Raw genomic sequence first — 26,032 nt, 5'->3', positions numbered from 1 at the left:
CCTTGGCCGCGTTGTGGCCATCGGGCCCGCTCACCATCCCGGTCCTGGTGGAGGCCGACGCCAGTGGGGGAGACCTGGGTGCCTGGCACCGGTTGACCGGGCGCCCGGGACTGGTCTCCCTCGCGGCGTCGGTGCGTGCCGTGACGCAACCGGACCCGGACGCGGTCCAGGAGGAGGACGGGACGCGGCGGGTGTTGCTCAAGCACGCCACCGAACTGCCCGGCGGCCTGCGAGTCCTGCACGCCCCGCCGACCGCGCACGAGGCGGCCGCGGTCGTGGCGGCACTCGCCCGGCGAGGGCACGTCCTCGACGGCGGAGTCACGGTACTCGACCTGGGGCGGGTGATGCCCGGAACCGCCAGTGCGCACCTGCTCGCCATGGCTGACGCCGCCGTCTTCACGGTCGCGGGCGATGACGCCGCCCAGATCTACCGAATCTCCCGCTGCCGGGAGGTCCTGGACGCCCTGTCCGAGACCGGTACCCGTGTGGGCCTGGCCGTGCGCGCAAGCCGGTTCTCTGACGCCGAGATCACCGCCGAGACCGGTTATCCGGTCTGGGCGAACCTGCCCACCGACTCCACTGCGGCCGCCTACCTGCGCGGTGCGGCCATCGGGCCGCGGAGCCTGCGCGAACGCTTCGCGGCCTGGTCCCACACCCGGCAGGACCCCGACAGCGTCGAGTGGATGCCTCTGCTGGCCACGACCCGCCGCCTGGCGGAACGCATCGACGATCTGCTCTGCCCGATCGCCGAACCCCGGTCGGCCGTCCGCGAGCTGGAAGGCGCCGCCGCATGACCCTCGTCCATGTCTCCGCCGACCTGATCGACATCGCCGACCGCCTCGCAGCGCACGTCACCGACGAACTCGTGCGCCGCAGTTCGGCTGACGACGCACTGACCGAACACACCCAGCACAGCCGTACACAGCGGGAGCAGGCTGACGCGATGCTGTCAGCCCTGCTGGAGGAACACGCCTGCCGGGCCCTGACCGGAGCCGCCCACGCCCTCACCGAGCAGGAGGAGCGGTGGGTGCACGCACGCGCCCTGGCACACGTGTGCGGACTCGGCCCCTTGGAAGCGCTGCTGACTGAACCCGGCGTGCGCGACATCCACATCAACGGCACCCGGGTGTTGGTCGACCTGGGTGACGGCCGGCGCGAGGAACGCCCGCCCGTGACCTCCTCCGACGACGAACTCGTCGCCTTGGTGCAGCGGCTCGCCGGACAGGCGCCGGGAGGGGAGCGGCGCTTCGACCTGTCAGCGCCCCTGCTGTCCATGGAACTGGCCGACGGCGCACGCCTGTCAGCGGTCATGGGAGTCTCGCGTCGGCCGGCGGTCACCATCCGCCGCCACCCCGAGCAGGAGCTCACCCTGACCGATCTGGCCGCTTCTGGCATGCTCACCGCCCCCGTGCGGTCGTTGCTCACGGCGGCCGTCCGGGCACGGTTGAACGTCATCATCGGCGGTGCCACCAGCTCCGGCAAGACGACCCTGCTCCGGGCCCTGGCCCGCCACATCCGGCGCACCGAACGCGTCATCACCATCGAGGACGCTTTCGAGCTCGGACTGTCGGCCGACGAGGACCTCGACTGCCTCGCTCTGCAGGGCAGGCCGCCCAACACCGAGGGCGCTGGGGAGGTCACCCTGGCCGACCTCGTGCGGCACGCGCTGCGGATGTCCCCGGACCGGGTGATCGTCGGCGAGACCCGGGGCCAGGAGACCGTCGCACTCCTGCACGCGATGACCATGGGCACCGACGGGTCCATGGCCACGATTCACGCCTCCTCCTCCGCGCAGGTCTTCACCAAGCTCGCCACCTATGCCGCCCAGTCCCGGGAGCGGTTGTCCCTGGAGGAGAGCGGCATCCTCATCGCCTCCGCCGTCCACCTGGCCGTGCACATCGACACCGGGGCCGACGGGACCCGGCGCGTCACCAGCATCCGCGAAGTCGTCGGCTCCGAAGGCCCGCAGGTCATCAGCAACGAGATCTACGCCGCCGACCACGGCGGATTCACCACGTCCCTGAGCCCGCAGTACACCCGCAAGCTCACCCGGATCGGCTTCGACCCCGCCTCCCTGTTCCGGGGGCAGCGATGACCACTGCCCTCCTCGCCTCCTTGGGCGGTGCCGCGGTCGGACTCGGCATGATCCTGCTCGCGCCCGAGATCACCGCCGCACTGCCACGCCTTCACGCCCGCGCAGTACCCGGCCGCGACGCCGCGGTGAAGGCGGCGATCGCGGGCCTGGCCGGGGCGATCGTCTGGGGCCTGACGGGGTGGCCGGTCGCCGCCGCCCTGGTTTCCGTGGCCGCCTGGTGGCTGCCCAGGGTGCTCGGCCCCGACCGGGCCACCGGCGCCGAGGTCGAGCGGATCGAAGCCGTCGCCGGCTGGGCCGAGCAGCTGCGCGACCTCATCGCCGCCGCCTCCGGGCTACGCCAGGCCATCTGGGCGTCGGTCCCCATCGCCCCGCTGCCGATCCGGGCCGACGTCCACACCCTCGCCCAGGACCTGACCGACGGAGCCGACCTGGACGACGCGCTGACCGCCTTCGCCCACCGGGTCGGCAACGACACCGCCGACCTCGTGGCCACCGCACTGTCCATGGCCACCCGCCGCCACGCCGCCGACCTGGGCACCCTGCTGGGAACCCTGGCCGAAGCCGCCCGCGACCGCGCCTCGATGCTCACCCGCACCTCGGCGTCGCGGGCACGCACTCGGACGTCGGTGCGGATCATCATCGCCTCCACTGTCGGGATGGTCGTGGCCATGGCCGTCTTCAACGGCCCCTACTTCGCACCGCTCGGATCCGTCAGCGGCCAGCTCGTCCTCGCCCTGGTCGGTGGCGTGTGGGCGGGCGCGCTGTGGTGGCTGGTCCGACTGTCCAGCCCGCAACGAGCGCAACGACTTCTCGCGCCGAAGACCGGGGGGACCGGGGTATGAACATGTTCGTGTTCGTGGCAGCGGTGGGCGGAGCCGCGGCGGGATTCGGGCTCTGGCTGACCGTCCAGTCGCTGCGCCGCCCCCGCTTGGACGAACTCCTCCCACCACTCGAGGACCACGACCCGGCTTCAGGCACCCCCAGCGCCAAGGCACACACCAAAGAACTCGGTGCGACCATGCTGCGCCGATGGGGATGGCCGGGGGAGCGGGCACAGCGCGACCTCGCCGTGTGCGGCAAGGACATCGCAGACCACCGCACGGAGTCGACCACCGCCGCCATCGCGGGCCTGGCGCTGTGCGCCTGCCTCACCGCCTCCGGAGTCCCACCGGCCTCACCGATGCACCCGGTGGCCACACTGGTTTTCGGACTGCTCGCCCTCGCCATCGGCCTCCTGACCCCGGGCCTGCACCTGCGCAAACAGGCCGCCCAGCGCCGCGATCACCTGCGCGCCGCGACCTCCGTCATCGCGGACCTGGTCGGCGTCGCCCTCGCCGGAGGAGCAGGAGTCACCGGCGCCCTGACCGCCGCGACCATGCGCGGCAGCGGGCCCGCCTTCACCCAGATCCGCCAGTGCCTGCACGAAGCCAACCTGCGCACCCGCCCACCCTGGGACGCCCTCGCCGACCTCGCCCAACGCACCGGCGTACGCGAACTCGACGAGCTCGCCTCCTCCATCCGGCTCGCCGGAACCGACGGCGCACGCGTGCGCGCATCAGTACGGGCCAAGGCCACCTCGCTGCGCACCCACCGACTGGCGGCCATGGAAGCCCGAGCCAACGAAGCCACCGAACACATGACCCTGCCCGTCGTGCTCCTGGTACTCGGCTTCCTCCTGCTCATGGGCTACCCAGCGATCGTGCACGTCCTCACCGGATTCTGAGCCAGCGAAAGGCGAACACCCCATGCGTCAGCACCTGCCCCGGGCCCTCACCACGTTCGTACTCGATCGGCGTCGCCGCCGCCACACCACCGACGATCGGGGGTCCGCCTCCACCGAATACGTGCTGCTGCTCGTCATCACCATCGGCATCGTGACCACGATCGGAGCCATCCTCACCCCGATGATCGTCTAGGCCGCGCAGGGCATCGACCTCGGTGTCGCCCCATGAAGCGCCTGCTACCGCGAGACGACCGCGGTGCGGCGGAGATGCTCTTCGCCATCCCGCTGATGTTCACCATGCTGCTGGGCATCCTGCAATACGGGCTGTGGGCCCACGCCCACCACCGCGCCCAGGCCATCGCCACCGAAGCACTCGCAGCAGGCCGCGCCTTCGAAGCCACCGAGCAGGACGGACGCGAGCGCGGCCACACACTGGCCGAAGACCTCGGCGGCACAGTCCTGGACGACATCCGAATCCAGGTACAGCGCCGCGACGGCACCACGCACGTCGACGTGGAAGGGACCTCCATCGGACTGCTCCCCGGATGGAGCCCTACCGTGTCCGTGACCCTGACCGGCCCGATCGAACAGCCCTACCAGGCGGACCGATGACACGGCGACGAGACCGCGACGGCGACCGGGGCAGCGCCTTCGTGGAGATGATCATCCTCATCATCCCCGTCCTACTGGCCTTCCTTGCCCTGCTCACCCTCACCGGCCGCACCTACGCCGCCGCGCTGGCCGCCGACGCACTCGCCTACGCGTCAGCCCGGTCCGCTTCCCTGCACACCGACCAACGTGCGGCCCAAGCAGCCGCCGAACAGGCGCTGAACGAGAGCGTCGGTACCTGGGGACGCGCATGCCGACGCGCCACCGTCGCCCTGCACCCAACGAACGTGGGTTCGGCATCGGTCGTACGCGCCGAGGTGACGTGCACCAGCCACCGCGACGACCTCGCCATCCTGCGGGTGCAGCGCGAGCGCACCATCACCGGCCAGGCCACCTCGGTCATCGACGTCCACCGCGAGGAGGTGCCCTGATGCTCCACGGAGGCCACCCCAGCGCGTTCCTCATCGCCATCGCGACCACCCTCATCGCCTGCCTCGGCCTGGTCCACGACGGCGCTCACATGCTCCGCACCAAGACCCAGACCACCACCCTTGCCCACGAAGCCGCCCGCGCCGGAGCACAGGAACTCGACCCGGATGGGCTCCGCGCCGGCACGGTCGCACTCGACCGCACAGCGGCCCGGGCCGCTGCACAGCGCCATGCCCGGCAAGGCGGCGCCCGGGGGGATGTGGATGTCAGCGCCGACACGATCACGGTCACCGCCACGATGACCCACCGACCGGCGGTGCTCGCCGTCATCGGTGACGTCGAGATCGCATCGCGAGCCACCGCCACCGCGCACACACCGTGAGCTGGCTTCGGAGGGGGAACCAGGCCATGAACCCGACACGAACCGTCCTGGGCGGCGGCGTCATGCTCGCCCTGCTGATCGGCCCACCCGTCGTTCTCACTCGCCACGGTTGGCCGGTCGGGGAGGAGGTGACCTGGGGTTACCTGAAGCTGTCGCTGTTGAGCGCCACGCTCCCGCCGAGTGTGCTGCACGCACTGGTGCTCGCAGCCCTGTGGGCTTTGTGGGTCGTGTTCGCGCTGCTGGTGACCGCGGACCTCGTCGCCCTGGTGCGGGGGCAGGTGCCCAGGATCGGACTGTTGCGCCTGGCCATGACCGGCCTCGCCGGATCTTCGGTCGTCGTGACCGCTCCTGCTGTCGCCGCCGTCGCACCCGCTGACAACACACCGACCGACAGCGCACCGGAGGTTGACAGCCACGAGCCGGCGCACGTTCTGGAGCGAACCCGCACGCTGCCCGGGTTCGGGTTCGACTCCGCTGAGCTCACGCCCACGATGCAGGACGAACTGCTGCCCACGGTCGAACTCCTCCAGCTCTTCGGCGATCCCGACCGCGAAATCGTCGTCACTGGGCACACCGATGCCTATGGCCCCGACGAACACAACCGGGACCTGTCCCAGCGCCGAGCCGACAGTGTCGCGGCTTACCTGACCGAGCAGCTCGGCGAGAGCTGGACCGTCACCACCGAGGGCCTTGGCTCTGACCAGCCACGCGACCATGCCGACCTGGGCCCGGCCGCCGACCGCCGAGCTGAGATCACCTACACCCTCACCACCCAACAGCAAACTCCAGCTGACGCCGAGCAGGAGCCGGACGAGGCAGGCACTGACACCGAGGCTGACGACGCGCTGACCGACGGTGCACAGGACACCAACGGGTTCCCTGGTGGTGCGGTACTCGCCGGAGCCGTCGCCGGGGGAGCGGTCGGCGCGGTCGCGGGACGTCTCACCGCCCCAGGACGACGCCGTAAACACCGGGCCGGGAAGGATACGGAGTGCGGGATCTCCGACGAGGTCTCTGAGTACGTCGACACCGACCAACCGATGGGAAACCCTGTCTCGGTCACCAGGGCTACCGACGCGCCGCTGATCAGCGACGAAGGCCACATCCGCATCGCCGACAACCTCAGCGTCAGCGCTCGCGATGGGCTCGGCATCGTCGGTACCCACGCTGTGGCGGTGTGCGCCTCCCTGATCGGCCGTGCGCTGGCCGATCCGATGACCAGGGTCATCACCACTCGCGACATGATGACTCGAGCAGGCGCTCCCGACCGGGTACGAGCAGCAGGGCTGGTGGTGAGCGCGGACACCGCGTCAGCGATCACCGAGGCGGAGCTGGCCTACATCAGCGCGGGCGGACCGAAGACTGAGTCGCATCGGACCCTGCTACTGGTGGAAGCGCCCGAACACGCGCTCGTAGACGACCGGTTGCGCACTCTCGCCCAGGGGACCGAGGACAACGACCTCGTGGTCGTGGTGCTTGGAGAAGAAGGGCACACACCGGCGATCCGCTGCAACGTAGCCGAGAGGGTCCACGTGATGTCCACCGACGGGTCCACAGCCACCTACGAAGACCTCCGGCTCCTGCACATCGACCGGGCGACCTTTGCCGCGCACTTCAACACCAGCACTGATACTCCGGACTGCCCAGCACCGGACGAGTCCGAAGCCGAGGAAGAGGGCGATGTGCCTGCGGACGCGGAGCAGGCCGAGACCTCGAGGCTTCCGCCGGCTGGGGACGGCACTCAGAGGATCCAGCTCCGGCTGTTCGCGCCTCAACCTCGAATCACGCATGCGGGCGTCGATATCAGCACGAAGATGCGCGCCGCTTCACGCAGGCTCCTGGCCTACCTCGCCCTCCACCCTGAAGGGGTCGGCACGGAGGCGCTGACCGACGCGCTCTTCCCGGATACCACCGAGAGCAAGGCCCGAACTTTGCGCAACACCGCCTGCACCAGTGCACGCGGTGCCATCCGTGAGGCTCTGGACGACCCCGCGGCCGAGATCATCGATGTGGCCTCGGGCCGCTACCAGATCCGCCGCGAGGCCATAGACGTGGACGTGTGGCGATTCGATGCCGAACTGAAGGCGGCCGGCATGGTCAAGGAATCGGGAGAACGTCTCGCTCGCCTCCGGTCAGCGTCAGCGGAGTACACCCAGGAACTCTTGACCGAGGCGGACCTGCCGTGGATCGAGGCGAAGCGCCAGGCCTACCGTCGCGCAGCCGCCGAGTGTTTCGTCAGCCTGGCCAAAGCTGCTGACAGCCTCGATCAGGCCATCAGGTGGCTGGAGAAGGCCGTGGCCTCCGATGACCTTAACGAGGCCGTCTACCAGGGGATCATGAGGACCCAGGCAGCCCTTGGACGTCCCGACGCGGTGCAACGCACCTACCAGGACCTGAGCGAACGCCTCAAATCCATGCGCGCCCGCCCCAGCGCCGCCACGAACAAACTCTTCCACGAACTGACTGAGGCGTCAGCCGTATCCACGGGCTCGGCTCCATGCCGATGAGCTGGCTTGACTAGTGGGGAGATTCTGGTCTTCCCCGCCGTGGTCACCACCGAGCGGTTTGGCGTCGCGGGCCACGAAGGCACAGGTCGAGCGGCGCGGGCAGTGAGACGTTCGAGGTCGCGTTCGCCTTCGTGCCCGCGTCCGGTCCGAACCATGCGCCATCGGCACGGCGGCGACGGTCGTCCAACGGGACCAACGGGGGTACGGCCGAGGTCCGGAATGGTCTGTGATCGCAGCACCACCCCCGCCCACAGCGAACGGTTGATCCGCTGGCGAAGCCCACCACGATAGGGTTCGGGCCTGCCCCGCTTGTGTCGCTCTGCCGCGCGTGGAAGGTGCATCCGGTGGCCAGTCTCAGGCCAGCCGGTAGACCGCCAGTTGTCGATCAGCGACCAGGCCGCCGAAAACGTGGCGGCCGACATTATCAGGTTCGACGGGGGATCCGTTCATCTTTTCGATGCGCCGGAGCCCTTCGGCCGACACAGTGAGTCGGGTCAGAAAGGCGTCCTGCTCCAAGAAGTAATAGACTGTGAGTTCATGCAGATGCGCGGAGTCGAGGGCGCGCAGGACCTTGGCCAGCATCAGGAGTTCCTCGGCATGTTGGCCAGCCGGGTAGTCCCATGAGACTTGAGGGCGCCAAGTCGCGTTATCCATGAACACTGTAGTCACGATGACCCTCACGCCCTGGTAGACCGCCCTCAACAATCTGCCGCCCGAAACCGCAGGATGCGCCTCCACACCAAGGGCGTCAGCGAACAGGTCCACCGTGCGCACCTGGTTGTCCTTGTCCACTGCCGTATCCAGCTGGAAACGGATCGTCGGCTCGGTCGAGTCCACATCCTTGAGTGAGACGTCCAGCGGAGCCGGATGCAGCGGGGCCACGATGTCGAGGATTCGTGCGGCGGTGTAGGCCAATGACAAGGGACCGAGGTCGAGCCTGATGGAGGGAAGTCCCTCAGCGCTGCGAAGTTGGACTGTGTTTTTTTCCTGCCAGGATTCCTCAACGTACTCCCTGCCTGAGCTCTCCCCTTGCTTTTGGTGATCGGCGGAGGTCCGTTCGCCATTGTTGAGAAGTTCGATGTCCTGCTCGCCGCGCACCGCGGCCTCGGGGTCTCCTACTGAAGGGGGTGGGGTAGGGGAAGGTGTCGGATTGTCGACGGAGGCCTTCTGCCACAGTCCCAGAAGACGGTCGACCTCAGCGTCGGCGTCGGCGCCGCGGATCACGTCGGCCAGGACCTCGGTGATCATCTCCACCGCGCCCTTGGTCGGCAGAACCGGCTTGGTCAGGGTGTCGTGGACCTTGGTATGGGACATAGGCACACCCTTGGCCTCCAGGGCCCGCCGGATCTCTCGGGAGGAGGGCCAGCCGGCCCGGTGGTGCAATTCGTGCAGCGCACGATTGAGCTCGCCGAGTGGGCTCGAAGGGACGGGGGGACGCTTCCAAGGCTGGGGCACGCCAGACCTTTCCGGTTAGTGTCAACCACTGTCAGAAACTGTCAGACATTCTGTCAGCAACAGCCTTGGGATGTCGGGGGACTGTCAATGTTTGGCCGGTCTTGGACGCGGGCGTCCTGACACGTCCACGCGGCCCCGGGGAGGGGCCACGCTGATTACATCCTGATCGCTCACCCTTGGTGGAGGAACCCCATGCCCGCACTCACCGTTTCCGACCTGCTCGTGGAGCTGGCGGTCGCGCTGTTGGGAACGGCCGAGAGTTGGCCGCTGCTGCTGCTCGTGCTTCTCGTCATCGTTCCGGCGGTGTGGTCGCGCGACGCCCGCCGTCGCCGTCGGGCCCGGCAGGTCCTGCGTCTGCTGCGCTCCCCGCGCCAGCGCCGTGCCGCTGACGAAGAGCCCCATTTGTAACCGCTCGCTCCGGTCCGAACATCGACCCGGACAGGGTCCGGAACGCAAGAACGGTCCCGCCCCTCGAAGGGGCAGGGCCGCAACGGAGCGTCGCTAGGAGCGGTGTGCTAGGAGCTGTGTCGGCGGGCCTCAGCATCCCGAGTCGGTGTTCCCTTGGGCGCTAGCCGCAGCCACCGGCGCTCGAGTCCCTCGGGGTTAAGGAACATCGGAACAGGATCCGGAGTTAAGGGTTCCGCTAGTGGTCGCAGCTGGGCTGCCGCAGTAGAAAACACGCCAGGTCCTGCAACCATCGGTTGCGGGACGTCGCACGCGGGCGAGGCGTATCATTCCTGTTCAGTGTGCGTAGAGGGCCAGATCGCACCGATCAGCCATGGCTCAACCACTGGCTTCAGTTGCTCTGCGAACGGATTATGCGTGTCCAACGCCATCTGTGTCGCCCACTGCCGTACGGCGCCTGCTGCCCAGTCGGCCAGTTGCAACTGTGGGTGGGCTGTGCTGTCCGCGAAGTCGATCTCGATGGCCCGCAACTGCTCCATGAACTGCCCCGGGCGAGCTGGGTCGGGCAAGAGGTGGATCGCGCGCAGGAGCGCGGTATTGCGGCTGATCACTTTGGACTCATCGTGCACAAGCCGGAACCGCCCGAGAGTGGTTCCGAAGTCCAGGCCTAGGCAGTACAGGGACGGTACCGCCGGGTCGAGCGAGTCTTTCACTGTGCCGGACGCGATGTCCGCAGCGGTCTCATCGGCAACTTCTCGGCACAGCTCCAGCAGCTCAACCCATTCGATGAACCAGGTGTCCGCCACGGTGGCCTTGAACGACCACAGAGCAGTGAAGAAATCGTCGGTGGTCACCCGCTTCCGCATCCAGTCCACAAACGCCTGCAGAAGACGGTCGTAGGCAGCTTGGTCCCCGAAGACTGGTCCGCACGCATGCAGCATGTTGGCTAGGCCCAGCGCCTGATCGTCTTCGTACAGGTTGAACCCGTCCGCGTGCGCAAGCGGTTCGACTAGGAGGTCCACCAACTTCGTGATCACCATGAAGCGTTTGTGCACCACGTAGACACGGACGCTGTCCGGGGGCAGTTGCGCAAAGGCCCACAGCAGCGCTTCCCGTCCGCGCCCCGCCCTAGCCAAAGAGCCGTATTTCGGCTCCCCCTGCGTGGTCGGGAGTCGGGAGCGGACCTCAGCCACGGTGGCCGAGGCTGCGTCATCGGGCAGGTGGACCCCAGCTACAGTGAAGACCGGCTGGTTCGGGTCAAGGAGGTTCTCACCCGAGTTGCTTGACTCGTCAACATAGACCACGGGCAGGCCAGAGAGACTCATCCCTTGAGCATGCCGGGTCGGCGGGTGAGACGGTGAGGGGTTTCGCACATCAAGGCTCGGTTCTCCCGAACACCCGGCGAGGGGCAAGGTGGCCGATCCGTATTCCTTAACTTTACCTCGGAGAGGTACCGACAACGCGTGTCGGCCTTGCAGGGCTCTCAGCCACCCTCCGCCCCATCCCGGCCGGGTCCCGGTGGCAGGAGGGCCAGGGGGCCGGAGTCTTGCGCCAGCCATCTGTGCGGGTGGCCGTTTTCAGCCAAATCTGTCCGCAACCCCTGTCTGCGGTGAACAATCGCCCCTATGGGACGTAAGTGGATAGGGACGTGGGCTCTGGGCGTGGTCGCGCTGGTCCTGGCCAGCTTCTGGGCCGCGCCCCAGCTCTTGCCCGACTCGGGCTGGGGGTTGAACGAGCTCGGCCAGATCGCCGGGATCGCCTCTTTGGCGGTGGGTGTGGCGGCCCTGGTCGTGGCCGTGCTGGCGATGCGTTCCACGACCCCGGGGAGCAGATCCGGTGAGGTCGCCTCCAATGCGTCGGGCACGACCAGCACGCTCCGCGGCGATGTGTCGGGCACGGCCGTTCTGGCCGAGAGGGTCGAGGGCGGCGTCAACAATACCCACATCACCCACTACACGGTTCAGCAGGAACCGGCGGCAACAACAGCGTTGGACGGGATGCCTGCCCCGCCGGGCCGGCTCACCGGCCGAGGCCGGGAGCTGGAGGAGCTCCTGACCTGCCTGGACCCTGCCGTCGGCCCGAGTAGTGCAGCCTCGGTGGTGGTCTTGACTCTCTCGGGGATGGGCGGAGCGGGCAAGACCGCGCTGGCGTTGAAGGCGGCGCAGACCGCCTCAGGCGCCGGCTGGTTCTGCCGCCACCTGTTCGTGGACCTGCGCGGTTACGCCCCCGGCGCCCAGCCCCTATCCGCGGAAGCGGCGCTGGACGTGCTTCTGCGCCAGATGGGGGTCGACCCTGCGAACATTCCTCCAGGGGTGGTGGAGAGGTCCTCCTTCTACAGGTCCGCCCTGCAGGCCCTGTCCCAGGCCGATCAGCGAGGGCGTCCGGTGCTGGTGGTGGCCGACAACGCCAACTCCGTTTCCCAGGTGTGGCCCCTGCGGCCTGGCGCGGGCGGGCACCGGCTGGTGGCCACCAGCCGCGGAGGCCTGCATTCCCTGCCCGAAGCCCGCCATCTGAACCTGGGCGTGCTCGAATCCGAAGCCGCCGTCGCGCTGCTGTCCTCGGATCTGGCCGCTCACACCCCCGGCGACCCCCGCGCCGACGATCAGGCGGGGCTGAACCGGTTGGCTGACTTGTGCGGATGCCTGCCGTTGGCCTTGGAGATCGCCGCCGCCTACCTCAAACGTGCCCCCCATCTGACCCCAGGCCGGTTGGCCGACCGGTTGCAGAACGCCGCCTCCCTGGTTGACAAACTGACCGACCCCGACCGAGCCGCGGGCCAAGAACGGGTGCTGCGAGCGGTCTTTGACACCTCCCTGACCCACCTGGACCCGGCCCCGGCCCAGGTGTTCATGCTCGTGGCAACCACACCGGGCCCGACCATCTCCACAGATGCAGCCGCTGTCCTGACCGGGCTGCCCGCCGCAGAGGCCCAGGAGGCGTTAGAGGAGTTGGCAGCCGCGCACCTGCTCACCCACCCCGCCCCCGGGCGGTGGGGGGTCCACGACCTGCTCGCCGACTACGCCCGTACCCACCCCCACCCGCCCACCGGCCGCGCCCGAGCGCTCGGGCGGCTTCTGGACCACTACACCATCACCGCCGACGCTGCCGACAACCATCTGCGGGCCCTGCCCGGGCAGCCGGTCCCCGATCTGTTCCCCGACCGGGCCACGGTGCTCGCATGGCTGGACACCGAGCGGACCACCCTGGTGGCTGCGGCCCTGGCTGCCCCCACCTTCGAACACGTCCGGGCGGCCATCTTGCTGCCACTGCATCTAAGCCAGTACCTGTACCGCGGGCGCTACTTCGAGGACCTGGAACAGGTCTCGCGTTGTGCCCAAGCCACCGCCCAGACCACCGGTAACCACACATGGGAAGCGACAGCGTGGAACAGCCTCGGCGGGGCGCTGACGGAGATGCGCCGGTTCAAGGAAGCGATCGAGGCCCACACGCGCGCATGCGAGCTATATCAGCAGGTCTGCGACGTCCACGGCGAAGCGATGGCGTGGGGCAACCTTGGTGTGGTGCTGGCCGAGGTGCGCCGGTTCAAGGAAGCGATCGAGGCCCACACGCGCGCATGCGAGCTATATCAGCAGGTCTGCGACGTCCACGGCGAAGCGTCAGCGTGGAACAACCTCGGCTCGGCACTGACGCAGGTGCGCCTGTTTGAGAAGGCCATCGAGGCCCACACCCGCGCATGCGAGCTGTATCAGCAGGTGGGTGATGCCCACCGCGAAGCGTCAGCGTGGAACAACCTCGGTGTAGCGCTGCGGCAGATGCAGTGGTTCGAGGGGGCCATTGAGGCCCACACCCGTGCACGCCAGATCTTCCACACTGCGGGTGATGCCCACGGGGAAGCGATGGTATGGAACAACCTCGGCCTGGTGCTGCGACGGGTGGGTCAGTTCGCCAAGGCTATTGAGGCCCACACTCGCGCATGTGAGCTCTTCCAGCAGGTCTGTGACGCCCACGGCGAAGCGCAGGCGTGGGGCGGCCTCAGCGCGGCGCTGCTGAAGATGAGTCAGCGGGTTGAGGCGGTCAAGGCGATACAGCGGGCAGTAAACCTGTTCGAGGCCACCGGTGACGAACACCGGGCAGCCCGCTCGCGGGAGCTGCTTGCGCGGATCCAGCCCGACAACGATGACCTCGTCTGACCGGACACACTCCGGCCCCCGAGGACCCGGCAACAGGACAGTAATCCGTGAGTAGCTTCGCTACTCGGATGTCCCTCACGCCGTGAGGTGCCATTTGGGTAACGCCGGATTCTGCTCTCGTGACCCTCGCGCCAGGAGCATCGTTTAGGTAGCACGGGTTTCTGTTCGGAGGTTCCCCGCGCGGCCTGCGAGTGCACCCCGGCAGGCGTGACCTAGAACGCCGCGAAGGCGGCAGACTCGGCGTATGCGACGAACCTGGGTGTGGATCCTCGTGGCCGTTGGGGCGGCCTCGTTGGCCGTGCTGGGCGCCTCTCTGCAGCTGCCCGGGCTGGAGGAGCTCTCCTGGGCCGCGGGGATCGGGGCGTTCGTTCTGGCCGCCGCAGCCCTGGTCCTGGCCTGGCCACGCCGCACCCCTTCCTCTCCAGCGCCGGCACCCTCGTCTGCCACGGCTGGTGTGCAGGTGGACAACCACACAGGCGATATCCACGGCACCGCGCTACAAGCCGGGACCATCCACGGGCCGGTCAGCGTGCACCCCCCACCTACCCCGGCCTCACCGGTGCCGGGGTGGGTGCAGGTGGCCCTGCCCGCCCGTCAGGCCGATGCGCACGAGTTGGGCGCCCACGACGCCCTCCCCGGCCCTGCCGACGACGGCCTGCCCCCTTACGTGCCGCGGGACGTGGACGGCGAACTCGACCGTCGCCTGGCCGCGGCGGCGGCTTCGCTGCGCGGCGGGCTGGTGCTGGTGGCCGGGGCCTCGACCGCGGGCAAGACCCGCGCTCTGGCCGCAGCGCTGGCCCGCGGCCTGCCCGAGCGGATGCTGGTGGCCCCGCCTGAGGACGCCGACCTGCGCCTCCTGCCCGCCTGGCTCCAGGCGAGCGCCGGAAGCGCACCGCGGCAGTGGGTGGTGTGGTTGGACGATGTGGACCGCCACCTGAGCGCCTCCGGTTTGACACCGGCCCTGGTCGCTCAATTGGGCCGGGCCGGCGCGGTGGTGGCCGCCACCATCCGCAGGGAACGGCTGGACTCCCTGCGCCCCAGTGCCACGGACCCGGCCCCGGGCGCGGAGGGGGTGGGGTATACGGTTCTCAAGACCTCACCGGTCACCCTCGATCGCCTCTGGAGCGGGCAAGAGCGTGAGCGTGCCAGCACCAGCGGCGACGAGCGCCTGGTCCGGGCCGCCGCCGATGAGCGCTTCGGTGTAGCCGAGCAGCTGGCTGCAGGCCCCCACCTGCAACAGGCCTGGGACCACGGTCCCGACGGCGGCCACCCACGCGGATACGCGCTGGTGGCCGCAGCGGTGGGCTTGGCCCGGGCCGGGCTGACCAGCCCGCTGACCCGCGAACAGCTCCACACCGCCCACACCGCCTACCTGCCCCATCCGCCGCCCCTGCCAGAGGAGACCGACCTGGCCTGGGCATGGGCCACTTGCCAGCGCAGCGGCCTGGCCGGACTACTGGTACCCGCCGACCCCGAAGGCCGCCGGTGGCGGGCCTTCGACTACCTCACCACCCAGGACCCCCTGCCCGAAGCGATCTGGCACGCCGCCCTGGATATGACCACCGACCAGGACCGGAACGATGTTGGGCTCACGGCCTACCATGCTGAGCGGTCCGACATCGCCGAAACAGCCTGGCGCCCTCTGGCGCGCCAGGGCGACACCTTCGCCATGTTCCACCTCGGGATCCTGCTAGCGGAGTCGGGGCGGAAGGCGGAGGCCGAGATCTGGTGGCTCCGAGGTGCTGAGCAGGGCGACACCGGCGCGATGAACAACCTCGGAATCCTGCTGGCGAAGGCGGGACGGACAGAGGATGCCGAGGCCTGGTGGTTCTGGGCCGCCAACAAGGGCGACAACACCGACGCGACAGTCAACCTCGGGAGCCTGCTGTACACGGCGGACCGGAAGGCGGAGGCCGAGAACTGGTACCAAAAAGCCGCCCAGCAGGGCGACACCGGCGCGATACTCCTCCTCGGGTTACTACTGGTTGCGTCGGGGCGGAAGGCGGAGGCCGAGATCTGGTGGCTCCGAGGTGCTGAGCAGGGCGACACCGGCGCGATGCTCCTCCTCGGGTTCCTGCTAGAAGAAGTGGGCCGGATGGAGGAAGCCGACGAGTGGCGGCAACGGGCTCAGGAGACGGGGGATCTTGGGTAAAGACCGCTGCGTCGTCGGGGCGCGCTCGGCCGCTGCTGGTGTCGCCCGGTTCTGACCCCCGACAGGTGAGCCCTCCCAGCTGTTGAGAACAGCTTGGTCTCTGGGTTCGGTGGGGCAGGCACTGACACTCACATGGTTGCCGTGGTCGGTATACCCGGCCGGTGCGGCCAGCATCGCGTGGAGTCGCTTCGTGCTTGTTCCGAGGCGCCCATGACTATGAACGGCTCTTGTGACCGTTGCCGCTTGCAGAGGGTTGTCAGGGTGTTCGCCGTGGTGTTCGTTCCACAGGTGAACAGGGGTGCAGGCGCTGACAGCGCAGGTCGGGGCAGGTGTGGGGTGTTCGTGTCAGCGCCCCGACATATATAGCGTCCTTCTGGTCGCTTCCTGAGGCGGGTGGGGGATGGAGGAGGCGCGACAGGCGCGCGAGGTTCGTAGGGCGGTGGGAGTCCAATCCGCGGGTATGGGTGGCTTCTTTGAAGGGTGAAGAGCGGTTCGGATCACCTGGAAGGGATGCGCGGATGCGGCGTTGGGACGAAGGTCAGCGGTGCCAGGCCGGCGAACGGGCGTGTGCGGCTGGAGACGTGGTGCGTCACGGTGTGCTGCGGCGGCCGAGCGCCTGTCAGCAGGCGGAGGAGTCCGTGGTGCGGATCGCGGACCAGGAGGAGCGCCGGGAGCTGCTGGCGGACCTGCGGGCATTGGTGGCCTACTTGGAGAGGAACCCGCATCTGCCGGTGGGGGAGATGACCCGGGTGGAGGTCACTTACTTCCCCGAGGGGTGTGACGGTCACCAGGAGGACGAGGTCGTGCGTCTGGCGGGGATGCTCGGGGTGCTGCCACGGAGGGAGGGGGAGCACTACTCGTGTGAGCGGCGGTTCGGGCAGGCCGCCTACCGGGTGGTGTCGATCCCGGAGTCCGTCAGGACGAAGGAGAAGGTCGCCGCGGTGCACGTGGGCCCGTTTCGCCGCTGGCGTTGATGACACGCGCGGGTCGGCATCGACGTCAGTCAGGGGTGGAGGGGGACGGGGTTGGGCACGCACGAGTTGAACGGGCGTATCGGTGCGCTGGAGTCCTGGGCGCGGACCACGGACAGGGCGGGGCGCACGAGTGCTGCACGGAAGGCTTCGCCTGCGTCACTGGAGTACTGGGTCGAGCGGGTGGACGGTGAGATCACCGATCCAGACGAGCGGCGCAGGGCGGCAGAGGCCGCGCAGAGGGCACACATGCTTCGCCTGGCGCGGGCGAGCGCAGTCGCGCGGCGCCGGAGACGGCGGGAGTGAATGAAACGCGTTCTATCGGCTCTCTCGGTGTGACGGGGGTGGTCGAACGAATCAGAACGTGGCGCGGCTGACGATGAGGGGTAGCCCTGGGAAGGGGCGCCCCTCGCTTCGTGTCAGGTGAGCACGGAGTCAGCCAATTCGCGAATGACGTGAATGGTTTCCTTGGCGCTTTCTTTGCTGTGCTGGCGGTTTGTGTATCGGGGTCTGCGATGGGTGGTCGGACGAAGGCCTCTTGATGGGCGCTGAGGCGGTGGCCTGGGGATTGCCTCGATGGAGGTGTGGTGACGAGGGGTATCCGCTACTCTTGCAGTTGTGGTCGGGGGCTTATCCACAAGGGTTCTACGAACCGCTTGCGGGCGACGGCTCTCCGGCCTACGCTGGAACAGCAATCGCTTATCGGGTTCTCGCTAGCGAGAATCCAGCGTTTTTGCAGGTCGCTACACCGTTGGGAAAATATCGCCTTGTAAGCGATAGGTTAGGGGTTCAAGTCCCCTCGCTGGCTCTCACCTGGTCTGACCTGGGACATCTTCAGGCGGAATCACGCCGCTGACCGCTTCACCGCCTGAAGAGGTATCGCCTATGGGCACCACGCGTGTACGCCGGGGACCGCGCAACCTTGCCGCAGGACCCCGACGAATAGGTACACCAGGCCCTCACACCTCACCGCAGGCGGGGGTGTAGCAGCGCGGGCAGGCCGCGTTCCCCATGCCCCACCCCAACACTGCTACTCGGGCAGGTTCTCCGAGCCAACCAGCACAAGGCGGAAAAGCTGGTTCGGCCCGCCGTGACGGGTGTACTGAACGATCGGCGCGTGGTCATCGGTGCGGATCTCATGGACGTCCAGCCGCTTACCGGCAAACGTCCCGATCTCGAACAGGCTCTGGCCGACCGGGTCGAGGGAGTACCGCTGGTTCGGACCGCCGCGTGCCTGTTCAGGGGCCATGTGCGCGGGTGTGCCCACGATGAAACCCGTCCTGGTGACCCGGGTCGCGATGGGATCGGCTGCCTCCGCAATCAATGCCGAAATCGAGGACCTTCACGACGCCGGAGGGGGTGACGAAGAAGTTGGACGGCTTGATGTCCCGGTGTACGAACCCGTCTTTGTGTGCGTCCGCGAGCTCCTCACAGATCTGTATACCCCACTGGCCCACGTCACGCAGAGCGACGGAGCCTCGTTTCAACACCACGTCCAGGCCCTCGCCGCGGACCATCTCCATCACCAGGAAGGGGACACGGTCATTCCCCGCGCCGGTCTCGCCGAGCTCGTGGATGGTCACGATGTTGTGGTGCTGTAGTCGGGCGGTGATCCGTGCCTCGCGCAGGAAAGAGCGTTGTCTCCCGCAGGTGACTCGCGGCAAAATCGCGCGTACAGCAGAAGGTAGTCGGCCTCGCTGTACCCGAGCTGGGCCAGCCTCAGCAGTTGGGCCTGCAGACCGATCTTGATCGTCAAGGCCACTCCTCCGGCGTCAGCTTTCCCCGGATCGAATCCCACATGAATGCCTTGATCCGGATTCTGGGCGTACTGCTCCCGGGTGGCTGACGACATCCTCACGTTGGTGAGCCCGCCGCGACCGCTGCGAACGCGTGGGTACCCTCGTGAAAGAGAAGGATCTCCAACATGTCCGCAGGTCGGATACCGGGGTCGGTCAGGCCATGGGGGCATGGGAGGGCTCCATCGTCGAGGGGTTTCTGTCCGGGGCATGGACAGCTCCACAGATCCTATGGAGGCCGAGCGCTTCGACCCCAGCGGCCACTGGAGACCGAGCTATGCTGTAACTCGTGTAGCAAATCGGGGGTGAGGAGGGTTGCTACAGGATTTGGCGGTAAAGCCGTGGCCTTAGCCCTGAGAGGGCCCCTGCTCCGCGATGATCTCCTCATGGATTACCACGCTTCTCGCGCCGAGCGACTTGAATCCGAGTTCGGCGCCCTTCGGTTCTACCGCGAAGAGTTGGAAGGGACCGCCGGGATCTTCCGCGATGGCCGTGGGTGGTCCGGCTCCGATCCGTCCGACCTCGCGCAGTACGCCGAGCTCGACGGCACACCGGAAATCCTGGCCATCATATCGCCCTACATCACCCACATCATCCGGTTGTTCGGCAACTGGATCCTCAACTGGAGGAAATCGTGGAAACCGACTACGAACGCAGACTTCGCGAGACATTGGAGAAGTTCAAGTCGCGCAGTTCCATACGAACGGAAAAATACGACGGGGGACCGTTGGCTGTTTACATGGAACGCGCCGAAGACGCATTTGATATCATCCAGAAAGTGGAGGAGATTCCGCTATCTGAGGAACTGGCCAGAAACTTTCACCGTCATTCACGCCTCTTGTTCGCCTGGCGGGCTCTGGGCCCGTTCACGGCGATCGCAGGTGAATTCCATATCATGCACATCTGCGAGGCGGTGATACGTGGCGTCCCGACATCGCTGATCAACCCGGCGGCCCCCGAAGAAGTGCGGCAGCTGGTCGAGGGGTTCAAGATCTTCGAGACCCATCCGGTGGGAGGGACCGGCACCTACTCCGCGCTGAGGCTCACCCGGAACCGGGACTCGCCGGAGATCTGGTACTTCGACATCAGGCAGGGTCCCACTCGGCTCCACATCGGCTACGGCGACTACCTCGACGTCATGTTGCGCACCATGGGCCTCTACGACTGGCAGTACCTCTTCGCGGAGCCGGATCCGGACAACTACGGGCTGCGCGCCTCACTGCCCTACCTGCGCGATGGGCTCGACTTTCTCGCCGATGAATTCCCCGATGACGACCTGTCGGATCTCCGGGCCAGATTGGAGGAGCGTAGGCGAATCATGGGCGAGGAACCGTAGAGGTGCGAGCCCGTAGGCGGCCGCTCTGGTTGTGCGCGCCGGAGTCGGGACCGTCGCAGGGCAGGGGTGGGCAGCGCTTGTCCGAGCCGTCGCCTCCCCCGGGGCGGCAGTTCCACATCACCAGCAGATCGCGTGCGTAGTACCGGGTCCGCGGGTACCACTGGCGGCTCCCGTCCACGGTGGGCGGCAGCGTGTCGGGACGGCGGTTGATCTGCTTGACGGTCCTGGTGTCGACCCCGTCCAGAAATCGACGCGCTGCTGGCCGCCGCGCCCGGGCTGACGGTGCTGGCCACCAGCCGCCGTACCCTCGGCTCCGCCGGTGAACACGTGTGGCTGTGGCTCCTCTGGCGGTGCCGGAGGGTGGAGACCGCGGCGGGGCCGCGACCAACCCGGCGGTCAGGCTCTTCGCCGGCCGGGCCGCGGCGGCCTGGCCGGACTTCTCCCTGACCGAGACCAACACCGCTGACGTCGCCGGCCTGTGCCGTCACCTGGAGGGCCTGCCGCTGTCCATCGAACTGGCCGCCCGCTGGACGCGCACCCTCTCACCCCGCCAGATACGGGAGCACTTCCTCGACCGGCACCGCCTGCCCTCCCCGCCCGCCGGAGGCAGTGCCCGCCACCAGGGACTGCACACCGTCCTGGACCACAGCCACGACCTGTGCTCCGACCAGCAGCGGACCTTGTGGTCGCGCATGTCCGTGTTCGCCGGTCCCATCACGGCCGAGGACGTGTGCTCGGCCGCCGGGTTCGGCCCGTTGGAGGCCGACTCGACTCGGGCCGCGCTGGACGCTCTGGTCGATCAGTCCTTCGTCGTCCCGGTGGGCACCGGCATGGAACTCGGATGCACGCTGCTGGAGACCGTGCGCGGCTATGGGCACCGCAGGCTGGTCGAGTCGGGCGAGGAACCCCTTCTGCGTGAACGGCACCAGGAGTGGTTCATGGCGCTGATCCACCGGGCCTACACGCACAGCTACGGGCCTGAACAGGCGTACTGGCTGTCCCGGTTGCACACCTGCATCAACGATGTCCGCCTCGCGCTCGACCACGCCTGCCAGGAAGCGAACGACCCCGCACATGTCAAGGTCGCCACCGCCGACCTGTGGCAGTACTGAATGGTCAACGGGCGCCTGGCCGAAGGGCGGAGCCGGTTGGAGCGCGCACTGTCGCTCTCGTCCAAGCCCACCTACGCCCTGTGTCGTGCCCTGTGGGCCTACGGGTACATCGCCTTCGTACACGGTGAGCACGGTGCGGCACGCGACCGCGCCGAACGCGCCCTGGAGGCGGCACTGAGTCCGGGGCATGCCGAGTCCGAGTACGGGGCCCGGGTCCTTCTGGCACTGACCGCCCTCGGCCGTGGTGACCTGTCCCGCTCACTGGAGCTGGCTCAGGGCCCATGGAGCGTGGCGGGACGGTCGGGGTTCATGGACCAGCTCTGCGCGTCCGTCACGGGTCCGGCCTACACCCTGCAGGGACGGTCGGGCGAGGGGATGGTGTGGCTCGCCAGGTCGAGTGAGGTGGCCGAGCGACACGGGGAGATCTGGCACCACTCCTACAATCTCTGGGCCATGGGTCTGAACATGCTCCTGCGCGGTGACCGGTCGGCCGACGAATGCCTGCGTCGCGCACTCGGGCTCAAGGCGTCGATCGGTGACCGCCTGGGACTCCCCGCCGTGGTGGAGTCCCTGGCCTGGCACGCGCAGGAGCAAGGAGAGGACGAGCACGCAGCCGTCCTCCTGGGCGAAGCGGAGGCGTTGTGGGCCATCACCGCTCCGCGCCTGTTCCGATTCGACGGCCTGGTAGCACTGCATCAGGGCACACACGGACGGATCCGGGCATCGCTGGGACGGCAGCGTGCGGAGGAACTGATGGAGCGGGGGCGCGGGATGGGTTTCGAGGACGTGGTGCGGTTGGCGGCGGCTGAAACGTCGAGGGGTGTGGACGAGAAGTGCGGGCGAAGACCCTCTCACCGAAGATGAACGCATCTCGGCTCGTCAGCTCACGGCGATTCAAACCGGCCAACCAGTCCAGACGGGCGTCGGCGCGATCGGCGACCACGTCGTTGATGAGGTGGCCGAGGAGGAACACCTGGCCAGCCCGGCCAGGACGGCGGCCGTGACCTCGTCGCCTCGCGGAAGGAGTGCTCAACGGACTTCGAGCGCGATGTCCTCCGGTTGTTGACGGCCCGTGGTCTGCGTGTCCTGTCCGAAGGCGAGCTGGACGCGATGGTCGATCTGGCACTTCCGGGCAGTGACCACGGGGCGGTGCCGGTACGTCGTGCGCTCTTCTCTCCGGAGGACACGCATTGAGGACGGGCTGCGCCGTTCTCAGGCGCTCGGCCCGTTCTCGGCCTTGACGTTCCGGGCCGTTCGGGTGGGACGGGGCTTTCCCTCGCGGCGGCGAGTGCGGAGTTCGTGGACCATCACCGACAGCAGCCACACCACGGTGAGCGGGATGACGAACCACAGCATGGCGGCGCTGAAGGGTTCGAGCACGGCGTGATCGGTGGCCTGCACGACCAGGTAGGTGATGTAGGCGACGTAGAAGCCGACGAGCAGCGCGCCCTCCCAGCGGGCGACGTCCAGCTTGGTCAGGGCGATCGGCAGCAGGATCAGGGCCACGGCCACCATGATCGGCAGGTCGAACCGCAGGGCCGCCGGCGCGATGGCGATGCCGTCCGGGGAGATGATGGCGGTCAGGCCGAGCACCGCGCCGATGTTGAACACGTTGCTGCCCACGATGTTGCCCACCGCCATGTCGCGCTCGCCCCGCAGCACGGCCACGACACAGGTCACCAGCTCGGGCAGCGACGTTCCGACCGCGACCACGGTCAGTCCGATGAGCAGGTCGCTCACGCCCAGCGCCGTCGCGATCGCGCTGGCCCCGTAGACCAGCAGCCGCGCCCCCGCCACCAGCAGGGCCGTGCCCAGGATGACGAGCCCCACGTCCAGCAGGACGCGCTTGGCGCGCGCGGGCTCGGCGGCCGCGTCGGCGTCGTCGGGGTCCGCCTGCGCGGCGGCCGGGTCGTCCGCCGCCCGCCGTCGGGAGACGAGGACCGTGACGGTGACGTAGGCCACCAGGGCCGCGAGCAGCACGGCGCCCTCGACGCGGCCCAGGTTGCCGTTCAGGGCCATCAGGAGCACCGCCAGGGACAGCAGCGCCATCACCGGGATGTCGGCCCGCACGACCTGTGAGTTCACCGCCAGGGGGACGAACAGCGCCGCCGCCCCGAGGACCAGCAGGATGTTGGCGATGTTGCTGCCCACGACGTTGCCCACGGCCAAGCCCGGATACCCGGAGAGCGCGGCGTCGGTACTGACCGCCAGCTCGGGCGCCGACGTCGTGAACGACACCACGGTCAGGCCCACGACCAGCGAGGACATGCCCAGACTGCGGGCCAGTGACCCGGCGCCCCGCACGAGGGACTCGCCTCCGGCCACCAACAGAACGAACCCCGCCACGAGGGCGAGAACCACCAACGCGTTCACGTGAACCCTTCGATCGCTCCACCCCGCCGTGCTGGGCATACCCATGCACCGCGGGGACTTCTCATGCAGGCCACAAGGTATCGCTCGACCGCGCCGGTGCCTGCCGAGACCGGCGGCGGTCGTGTCCCCGAACAGGATCTCCATGCCGGAGTCTGCGCGCGGGGCCGGGGGCTCCCCCTTGCGGATGTGTCCGCCACGCTCGGCGGCCGGGTAGGGCACCGATCCCCCGCCGCGCCGACGGGCGCACGTGTCGATGCCGCCCGAACCCGAACGACTCCTCGCGCATCGGATCTTCGAAGGATCCGTCGGCGACGCGGGCGGATCGACACCCTCGACGAAGGCTGAGGTCAGGCGTGCGGTCACCCGGAGCGCAAGTGCCACGTGCCGACGGGTGGACCCGGACCGCGGTGGTGGGAGCTCTGGTCATCGCCGCCCTCTCATTGACCGCCGTACTCGGGCTCCTCGTGACACCGGCCGACCACCATCTGGGCTCACACGAGCGCAGCCCCTGCCATCCCCTGGTCCCGGTGGTGTTCCATCCGGACGACCCCCGGTTCCGCAACGAACGGCTCAATTCCTGGACCAGGGAACAGTGCGCACTCGCCCGACGGGAACGGGCCACCACGGTCGTGCTCGCCGCGGTGCCACTGGCCGCTCCCGTGGTGGTCGGCGTGTGCGGGCTGCTGGTCCGGGGCACCCGGCTCGACAGCGCCCCGGACAGGAGGGCCTCATGAGGACTCGGGGCCGGAGGGGAGCTCCACCGACTGGCGGTGGTGGAACACGTTGAGCGGGTCCCAGCGCTTCTTCACCCGTTGCAGCCTCGGGTAGGCGTCCTTGTAGTAGAGCTTCGACCACCGGTCGGGCGACTTGTTCCAGGACGAGTCGTTGAGGTCGGCGTCCGGGTAGTTGATGTAGCAGCCGTCGGTGGCCTCGCCGATCACGGGGACGCCTCCGGTGGAGGCGAAGGTCTTGCGGTAGATGTCGCGGATCCACGTGATGTGCCGCTCCACGTCCGACTCCTGCTCGATGCGCTTCCAGTAGACCTGGAACTGCAGCTTGAGGATGGAGTCGCGCTGGGGGACGGCGGTCGGCCGGGGCGGCCGGTTGACGGCGCCGCCGTAGGAGTCGACCTGGATCAGCGCCTCCTTGTTGACGTAGTCGGTGTAGTGCTTCTGGCCCAGGTAGTCCCACATGGCCTGGATCTGCGCCGCGCTGAAGGGGCGGCGCAGGTAGGCGGACTTGTACTTGCCGCAGCGGTTCTCGCCGGAGCCGTTGATCGCCTGGGTGGCGGTCAGCCAGGGCAGTGTGCGCGGCGTGCGCATGCCCTGGATCGGCGGGTGCTCGCCCATGGGTGCGGCCATCTGGCCGGACGTGGGCCGGATGCGGCCGTCGACGGTGTCGAGGAAGTGCTCCAGGGCCTGCGCGCCCTGGGGATCGTCGTCGTCGACCTGGGCGAGGAGGCCGATCTCCCCGTGGCTCATGTGGTTGAGCTTGAGCATCGCGAACAGCTTCCCGGACGCCTCCTCCGGGTCCTGGTGGTCGCGGAAGTACTCGCCGTAGGCCGTGACGAGCTTGGCGAACTCCTCCTGGGTGAAGTCCGCCCACTTCCAGGAGCGGGCGGTCAGGAGCACCTTCGAGGGAGGCTCGGGCAGGTCGCGGAACCAGAAGCGGGTGACGACCCCGAAGTTCCCGCCGCCGCCTCCGGTGTGCGCCCACCACAGGTCGCGGCGGTCGGGGTCGGGGTCGTCGCGGGTGGCCAGGACGAGCTCGACCGACCGGTCGGGGCGCACCACCGCGACCTCCACCGCGTAGAGGTAGTCCACGGTGAGCCCCTGCTGCCGGGAGAGCAGGCCGAATCCGCCGCCGGTGATGTGGCCGCCGGTGCCCACGGAGTAGCAGGAGCCGCCGGGCAGGGCCTTGCCGCTGAGCGGGTACAAGTGGCTGTACGCGTGCCAGTTGGTCGCCCCGGCCTCGACGCAGTAGGCCTCCAGACCGGGGTCGAAGTAGATCCCGCACATCGGGCTGACGTCGAGGATCACGCGGACGTCGTCGCCGCACACGAAGTCCTCGTAGCAGTGGCCGCCCGACCGCACGGTGATCCGGGTGCGGTCGGGGTGCCCGCTCTCCTGGTTGACCGCTTCGGACAGGGCGCGGGCGACGCCTTCGGGCGACCCCGTCAGCCGGACGTAGTCGGGTCGGGCGATCCAGCGCTGGTTGAAGCCCCGACTGAGCGCGGCGTAGCGCTTGTCGGAGGGAGCGACGGTGGTGGTGGGAGGGATGCCGTGGCCATGGGGCATCGGAGCCGCCTGTCCTGGGAGGGAACGGGACTCCAGCTGGATACCCGGCGTGACCGGACGCGAAAAGTGATCATGTCACTTCTGTCGGTTATGGACCCTGGTCACGGCTTCGAGTGTCGCGCCGAAACCGGTCCGCCGCCGTGAAGTCGGCCCCTGCCGGGACAGGCCAGGGGCCGCCGCGTGTACTCGGGGCGACCGGCCGGGCTCCCGCCGGCCGCCCCTCGTCCCGACCGGCCGCC

General features: G+C 68.5%; 25 protein-coding genes. 17 read left to right on the top strand and 8 right to left on the bottom strand.

From position 1 onward, the window contains the following. Window positions 1–2 precede the first annotated feature (2 nt). From DFP74_RS07985 to DFP74_RS07950, 9 genes are read left to right on the top strand one after another with little or no spacing between them, the layout of a single operon-like run. Window positions 3–794, top strand: a complete 792-nt coding sequence (locus tag DFP74_RS07985; RefSeq protein WP_121181109.1) for a hypothetical protein — start codon at window positions 3–5, stop codon at window positions 792–794. After that, window positions 791–2,095: a CpaF family protein gene (locus DFP74_RS07980; protein ID WP_121181108.1), complete on the top strand. Its 1,305-nt coding sequence runs from the start codon at window positions 791–793 to the stop codon at window positions 2,093–2,095. The genes DFP74_RS07985 and DFP74_RS07980 overlap by 4 nt, the downstream gene beginning before the upstream one ends. Continuing rightward, window positions 2,092–2,937: a type II secretion system F family protein gene (locus DFP74_RS07975; RefSeq protein ID WP_121181107.1), complete on the top strand. Its 846-nt coding sequence runs from the start codon at window positions 2,092–2,094 to the stop codon at window positions 2,935–2,937. The genes DFP74_RS07980 and DFP74_RS07975 overlap by 4 nt, the downstream gene beginning before the upstream one ends. Further along, window positions 2,934–3,818 (top strand): type II secretion system F family protein, encoded by an 885-nt coding sequence (locus DFP74_RS07970; RefSeq protein WP_233570862.1) that lies wholly within the window; start codon window positions 2,934–2,936, stop codon window positions 3,816–3,818. The genes DFP74_RS07975 and DFP74_RS07970 overlap by 4 nt, the downstream gene beginning before the upstream one ends. A 22-nt stretch (window positions 3,819–3,840) precedes the next feature. After that, window positions 3,841–4,011, top strand: coding sequence for a hypothetical protein (locus DFP74_RS33810; protein WP_199725545.1), 171 nt, complete (start codon window positions 3,841–3,843; stop codon window positions 4,009–4,011). Between the two features lie 32 nt (window positions 4,012–4,043). Next, a complete protein-coding gene (locus tag DFP74_RS07965) occupies window positions 4,044–4,430 on the top strand; it encodes a TadE/TadG family type IV pilus assembly protein (protein WP_121181106.1) in 387 nt (128 codons plus the stop codon). Continuing rightward, window positions 4,427–4,858 carry a hypothetical protein gene (locus DFP74_RS07960; protein ID WP_233570861.1) on the top strand — a complete coding sequence of 144 codons (432 nt, stop codon included), beginning with the start codon at window positions 4,427–4,429 and terminating at the stop codon, window positions 4,856–4,858. Before DFP74_RS07965 ends, DFP74_RS07960 begins: the two co-directional genes overlap by 4 nt. Then, complete coding sequence (locus tag DFP74_RS07955; protein WP_121181105.1) at window positions 4,858–5,238, top strand: hypothetical protein; 381 nt, start codon at window positions 4,858–4,860, stop codon at window positions 5,236–5,238. Before DFP74_RS07960 ends, DFP74_RS07955 begins: the two co-directional genes overlap by 1 nt. 26 nt (window positions 5,239–5,264) lie before the next feature. After that, window positions 5,265–7,745, top strand: a complete 2,481-nt coding sequence (locus tag DFP74_RS07950) for an OmpA family protein (protein ID WP_121181104.1) — start codon at window positions 5,265–5,267, stop codon at window positions 7,743–7,745. A gap of 354 nt (window positions 7,746–8,099) precedes the next feature. On the opposite strand, the gene DFP74_RS34230 is transcribed toward DFP74_RS07950, so the two are convergent. After that, entirely contained in the window at window positions 8,100–9,059 is a 960-nt protein-coding gene (locus tag DFP74_RS34230) for a hypothetical protein (RefSeq protein ID WP_233570860.1), read from the bottom strand. 333 nt (window positions 9,060–9,392) lie between these two features. Here DFP74_RS34230 and DFP74_RS07940 point away from each other — a divergent pair, with 333 nt between their 5' ends. Next, a complete protein-coding gene (locus DFP74_RS07940) occupies window positions 9,393–9,608 on the top strand; it encodes a hypothetical protein (RefSeq protein ID WP_121181103.1) in 216 nt (71 codons plus the stop codon). 323 nt (window positions 9,609–9,931) lie between these two features. Here DFP74_RS07940 and DFP74_RS07935 read toward each other — a convergent pair whose 3' ends face one another. Continuing rightward, window positions 9,932–10,930, bottom strand: coding sequence for a DUF3800 domain-containing protein (locus DFP74_RS07935; RefSeq protein WP_121181102.1), 999 nt, complete (start codon window positions 10,928–10,930; stop codon window positions 9,932–9,934). 336 nt (window positions 10,931–11,266) lie between these two features. Here DFP74_RS07935 and DFP74_RS07930 point away from each other — a divergent pair, with 336 nt between their 5' ends. The 3 genes from DFP74_RS07930 to DFP74_RS07920 all read left to right on the top strand — a co-directional run bounded on the left by DFP74_RS07930 (window position 11,267) and on the right by DFP74_RS07920 (window position 16,882). Further along, on the top strand, window positions 11,267–13,756 hold the full coding sequence (locus tag DFP74_RS07930; protein ID WP_233570859.1) for a tetratricopeptide repeat protein: 2,490 nt from the start codon (window positions 11,267–11,269) through the stop codon (window positions 13,754–13,756). 244 nt (window positions 13,757–14,000) lie between these two features. Beyond that, the gene (locus DFP74_RS07925; protein ID WP_121181101.1) at window positions 14,001–15,908 is read left to right on the top strand and encodes a tetratricopeptide repeat protein; all 1,908 of its coding nucleotides are present in this window, start codon (window positions 14,001–14,003) and stop codon (window positions 15,906–15,908) included. 584 nt (window positions 15,909–16,492) lie between these two features. Beyond that, window positions 16,493–16,882, top strand: a complete 390-nt coding sequence (locus DFP74_RS07920) for a hypothetical protein (protein ID WP_233570858.1) — start codon at window positions 16,493–16,495, stop codon at window positions 16,880–16,882. A gap of 29 nt (window positions 16,883–16,911) precedes the next feature. On the opposite strand, the gene DFP74_RS33485 is transcribed toward DFP74_RS07920, so the two are convergent. The 4 genes from DFP74_RS33485 to DFP74_RS33480 form a co-directional block, all read right to left on the bottom strand. After that, window positions 16,912–17,079 carry a hypothetical protein gene (locus DFP74_RS33485; RefSeq protein ID WP_158612981.1) on the bottom strand — a complete coding sequence of 56 codons (168 nt, stop codon included), beginning with the start codon at window positions 17,077–17,079 and terminating at the stop codon, window positions 16,912–16,914. Between the two features lie 830 nt (window positions 17,080–17,909). Beyond that, window positions 17,910–18,128, bottom strand: coding sequence for an RICIN domain-containing protein (locus tag DFP74_RS33805; protein WP_199725544.1), 219 nt, complete (start codon window positions 18,126–18,128; stop codon window positions 17,910–17,912). Beyond that, window positions 18,118–18,543, bottom strand: coding sequence for a protein kinase (locus DFP74_RS33800; protein ID WP_199725543.1), 426 nt, complete (start codon window positions 18,541–18,543; stop codon window positions 18,118–18,120). Before DFP74_RS33800 ends, DFP74_RS33805 begins: the two co-directional genes overlap by 11 nt. Continuing rightward, window positions 18,459–18,635: a hypothetical protein gene (locus DFP74_RS33480; RefSeq protein WP_158612980.1), complete on the bottom strand. Its 177-nt coding sequence runs from the start codon at window positions 18,633–18,635 to the stop codon at window positions 18,459–18,461. The genes DFP74_RS33800 and DFP74_RS33480 overlap by 85 nt, the downstream gene beginning before the upstream one ends. Before the next feature lie 674 nt (window positions 18,636–19,309). Here DFP74_RS33480 and DFP74_RS07910 point away from each other — a divergent pair. The 3 genes from DFP74_RS07910 (at window position 19,310) to DFP74_RS07895 (ending at window position 21,987) form a co-directional block, all read left to right on the top strand. Continuing rightward, window positions 19,310–20,011, top strand: coding sequence for a hypothetical protein (locus DFP74_RS07910; protein WP_147453834.1), 702 nt, complete (start codon window positions 19,310–19,312; stop codon window positions 20,009–20,011). A 350-nt stretch (window positions 20,012–20,361) separates the two neighbouring features. Continuing rightward, entirely contained in the window at window positions 20,362–21,123 is a 762-nt protein-coding gene (locus DFP74_RS33260; protein ID WP_147453833.1) for a hypothetical protein, read from the top strand. Beyond that, entirely contained in the window at window positions 21,124–21,987 is an 864-nt protein-coding gene (locus DFP74_RS07895) for a hypothetical protein (protein ID WP_121181097.1), read from the top strand. A gap of 348 nt (window positions 21,988–22,335) precedes the next feature. On the opposite strand, the gene DFP74_RS07890 is transcribed toward DFP74_RS07895, so the two are convergent. After that, window positions 22,336–23,496, bottom strand: coding sequence for a calcium/sodium antiporter (locus DFP74_RS07890; protein ID WP_121181096.1), 1,161 nt, complete (start codon window positions 23,494–23,496; stop codon window positions 22,336–22,338). Between the two features lie 374 nt (window positions 23,497–23,870). On the opposite strand from DFP74_RS07890, the gene DFP74_RS07885 reads away from it, so the two are divergent. Then, the gene (locus DFP74_RS07885; RefSeq protein ID WP_121181095.1) at window positions 23,871–24,230 is read left to right on the top strand and encodes a hypothetical protein; all 360 of its coding nucleotides are present in this window, start codon (window positions 23,871–23,873) and stop codon (window positions 24,228–24,230) included. Here the strand turns inward: DFP74_RS07885 and DFP74_RS07880 are convergent. Beyond that, complete coding sequence (locus DFP74_RS07880; RefSeq protein ID WP_121181094.1) at window positions 24,225–25,793, bottom strand: FAD-binding oxidoreductase; 1,569 nt, start codon at window positions 25,791–25,793, stop codon at window positions 24,225–24,227. The genes DFP74_RS07885 and DFP74_RS07880 overlap by 6 nt on opposite strands. Between the last annotated feature and the right edge of the window lie 239 nt (window positions 25,794–26,032).

The organism is Nocardiopsis sp. Huas11, assembly GCF_003634495.1.
Taxonomy (GTDB): Bacteria; Actinomycetota; Actinomycetes; order Streptosporangiales; family Streptosporangiaceae; genus Nocardiopsis.
This window is presented reverse-complemented; position numbering and strand designations above follow the sequence as displayed.

Coding starts and splice junctions, on each gene's coding strand:
- DFP74_RS07980 (WP_121181108.1), top strand. CDS start 791: ATGACCCTCGTCCATGTCTCCGCCGACCTGATCGACATCGCCGACCGC.
- DFP74_RS07975 (WP_121181107.1), top strand. CDS start 2,092: ATGACCACTGCCCTCCTCGCCTCCTTGGGCGGTGCCGCGGTCGGACTC.
- DFP74_RS07970 (WP_233570862.1), top strand. CDS start 2,934: ATGAACATGTTCGTGTTCGTGGCAGCGGTGGGCGGAGCCGCGGCGGGA.
- DFP74_RS33810 (WP_199725545.1), top strand. CDS start 3,841: ATGCGTCAGCACCTGCCCCGGGCCCTCACCACGTTCGTACTCGATCGG.
- DFP74_RS07965 (WP_121181106.1), top strand. CDS start 4,044: ATGAAGCGCCTGCTACCGCGAGACGACCGCGGTGCGGCGGAGATGCTC.
- DFP74_RS07960 (WP_233570861.1), top strand. CDS start 4,427: ATGACACGGCGACGAGACCGCGACGGCGACCGGGGCAGCGCCTTCGTG.
- DFP74_RS07955 (WP_121181105.1), top strand. CDS start 4,858: ATGCTCCACGGAGGCCACCCCAGCGCGTTCCTCATCGCCATCGCGACC.
- DFP74_RS07950 (WP_121181104.1), top strand. CDS start 5,265: ATGAACCCGACACGAACCGTCCTGGGCGGCGGCGTCATGCTCGCCCTG.
- DFP74_RS34230 (WP_233570860.1), bottom strand. CDS start 9,059: ATGTCCCATACCAAGGTCCACGACACCCTGACCAAGCCGGTTCTGCCG.
- DFP74_RS07940 (WP_121181103.1), top strand. CDS start 9,393: ATGCCCGCACTCACCGTTTCCGACCTGCTCGTGGAGCTGGCGGTCGCG.
- DFP74_RS07935 (WP_121181102.1), bottom strand. CDS start 10,930: ATGAGTCTCTCTGGCCTGCCCGTGGTCTATGTTGACGAGTCAAGCAAC.
- DFP74_RS07925 (WP_121181101.1), top strand. CDS start 14,001: ATGCGACGAACCTGGGTGTGGATCCTCGTGGCCGTTGGGGCGGCCTCG.
- DFP74_RS33805 (WP_199725544.1), bottom strand. CDS start 18,128: ATGGCCCCTGAACAGGCACGCGGCGGTCCGAACCAGCGGTACTCCCTC.
- DFP74_RS07895 (WP_121181097.1), top strand. CDS start 21,124: ATGGTCAACGGGCGCCTGGCCGAAGGGCGGAGCCGGTTGGAGCGCGCA.
- DFP74_RS07880 (WP_121181094.1), bottom strand. CDS start 25,793: ATGCCCCATGGCCACGGCATCCCTCCCACCACCACCGTCGCTCCCTCC.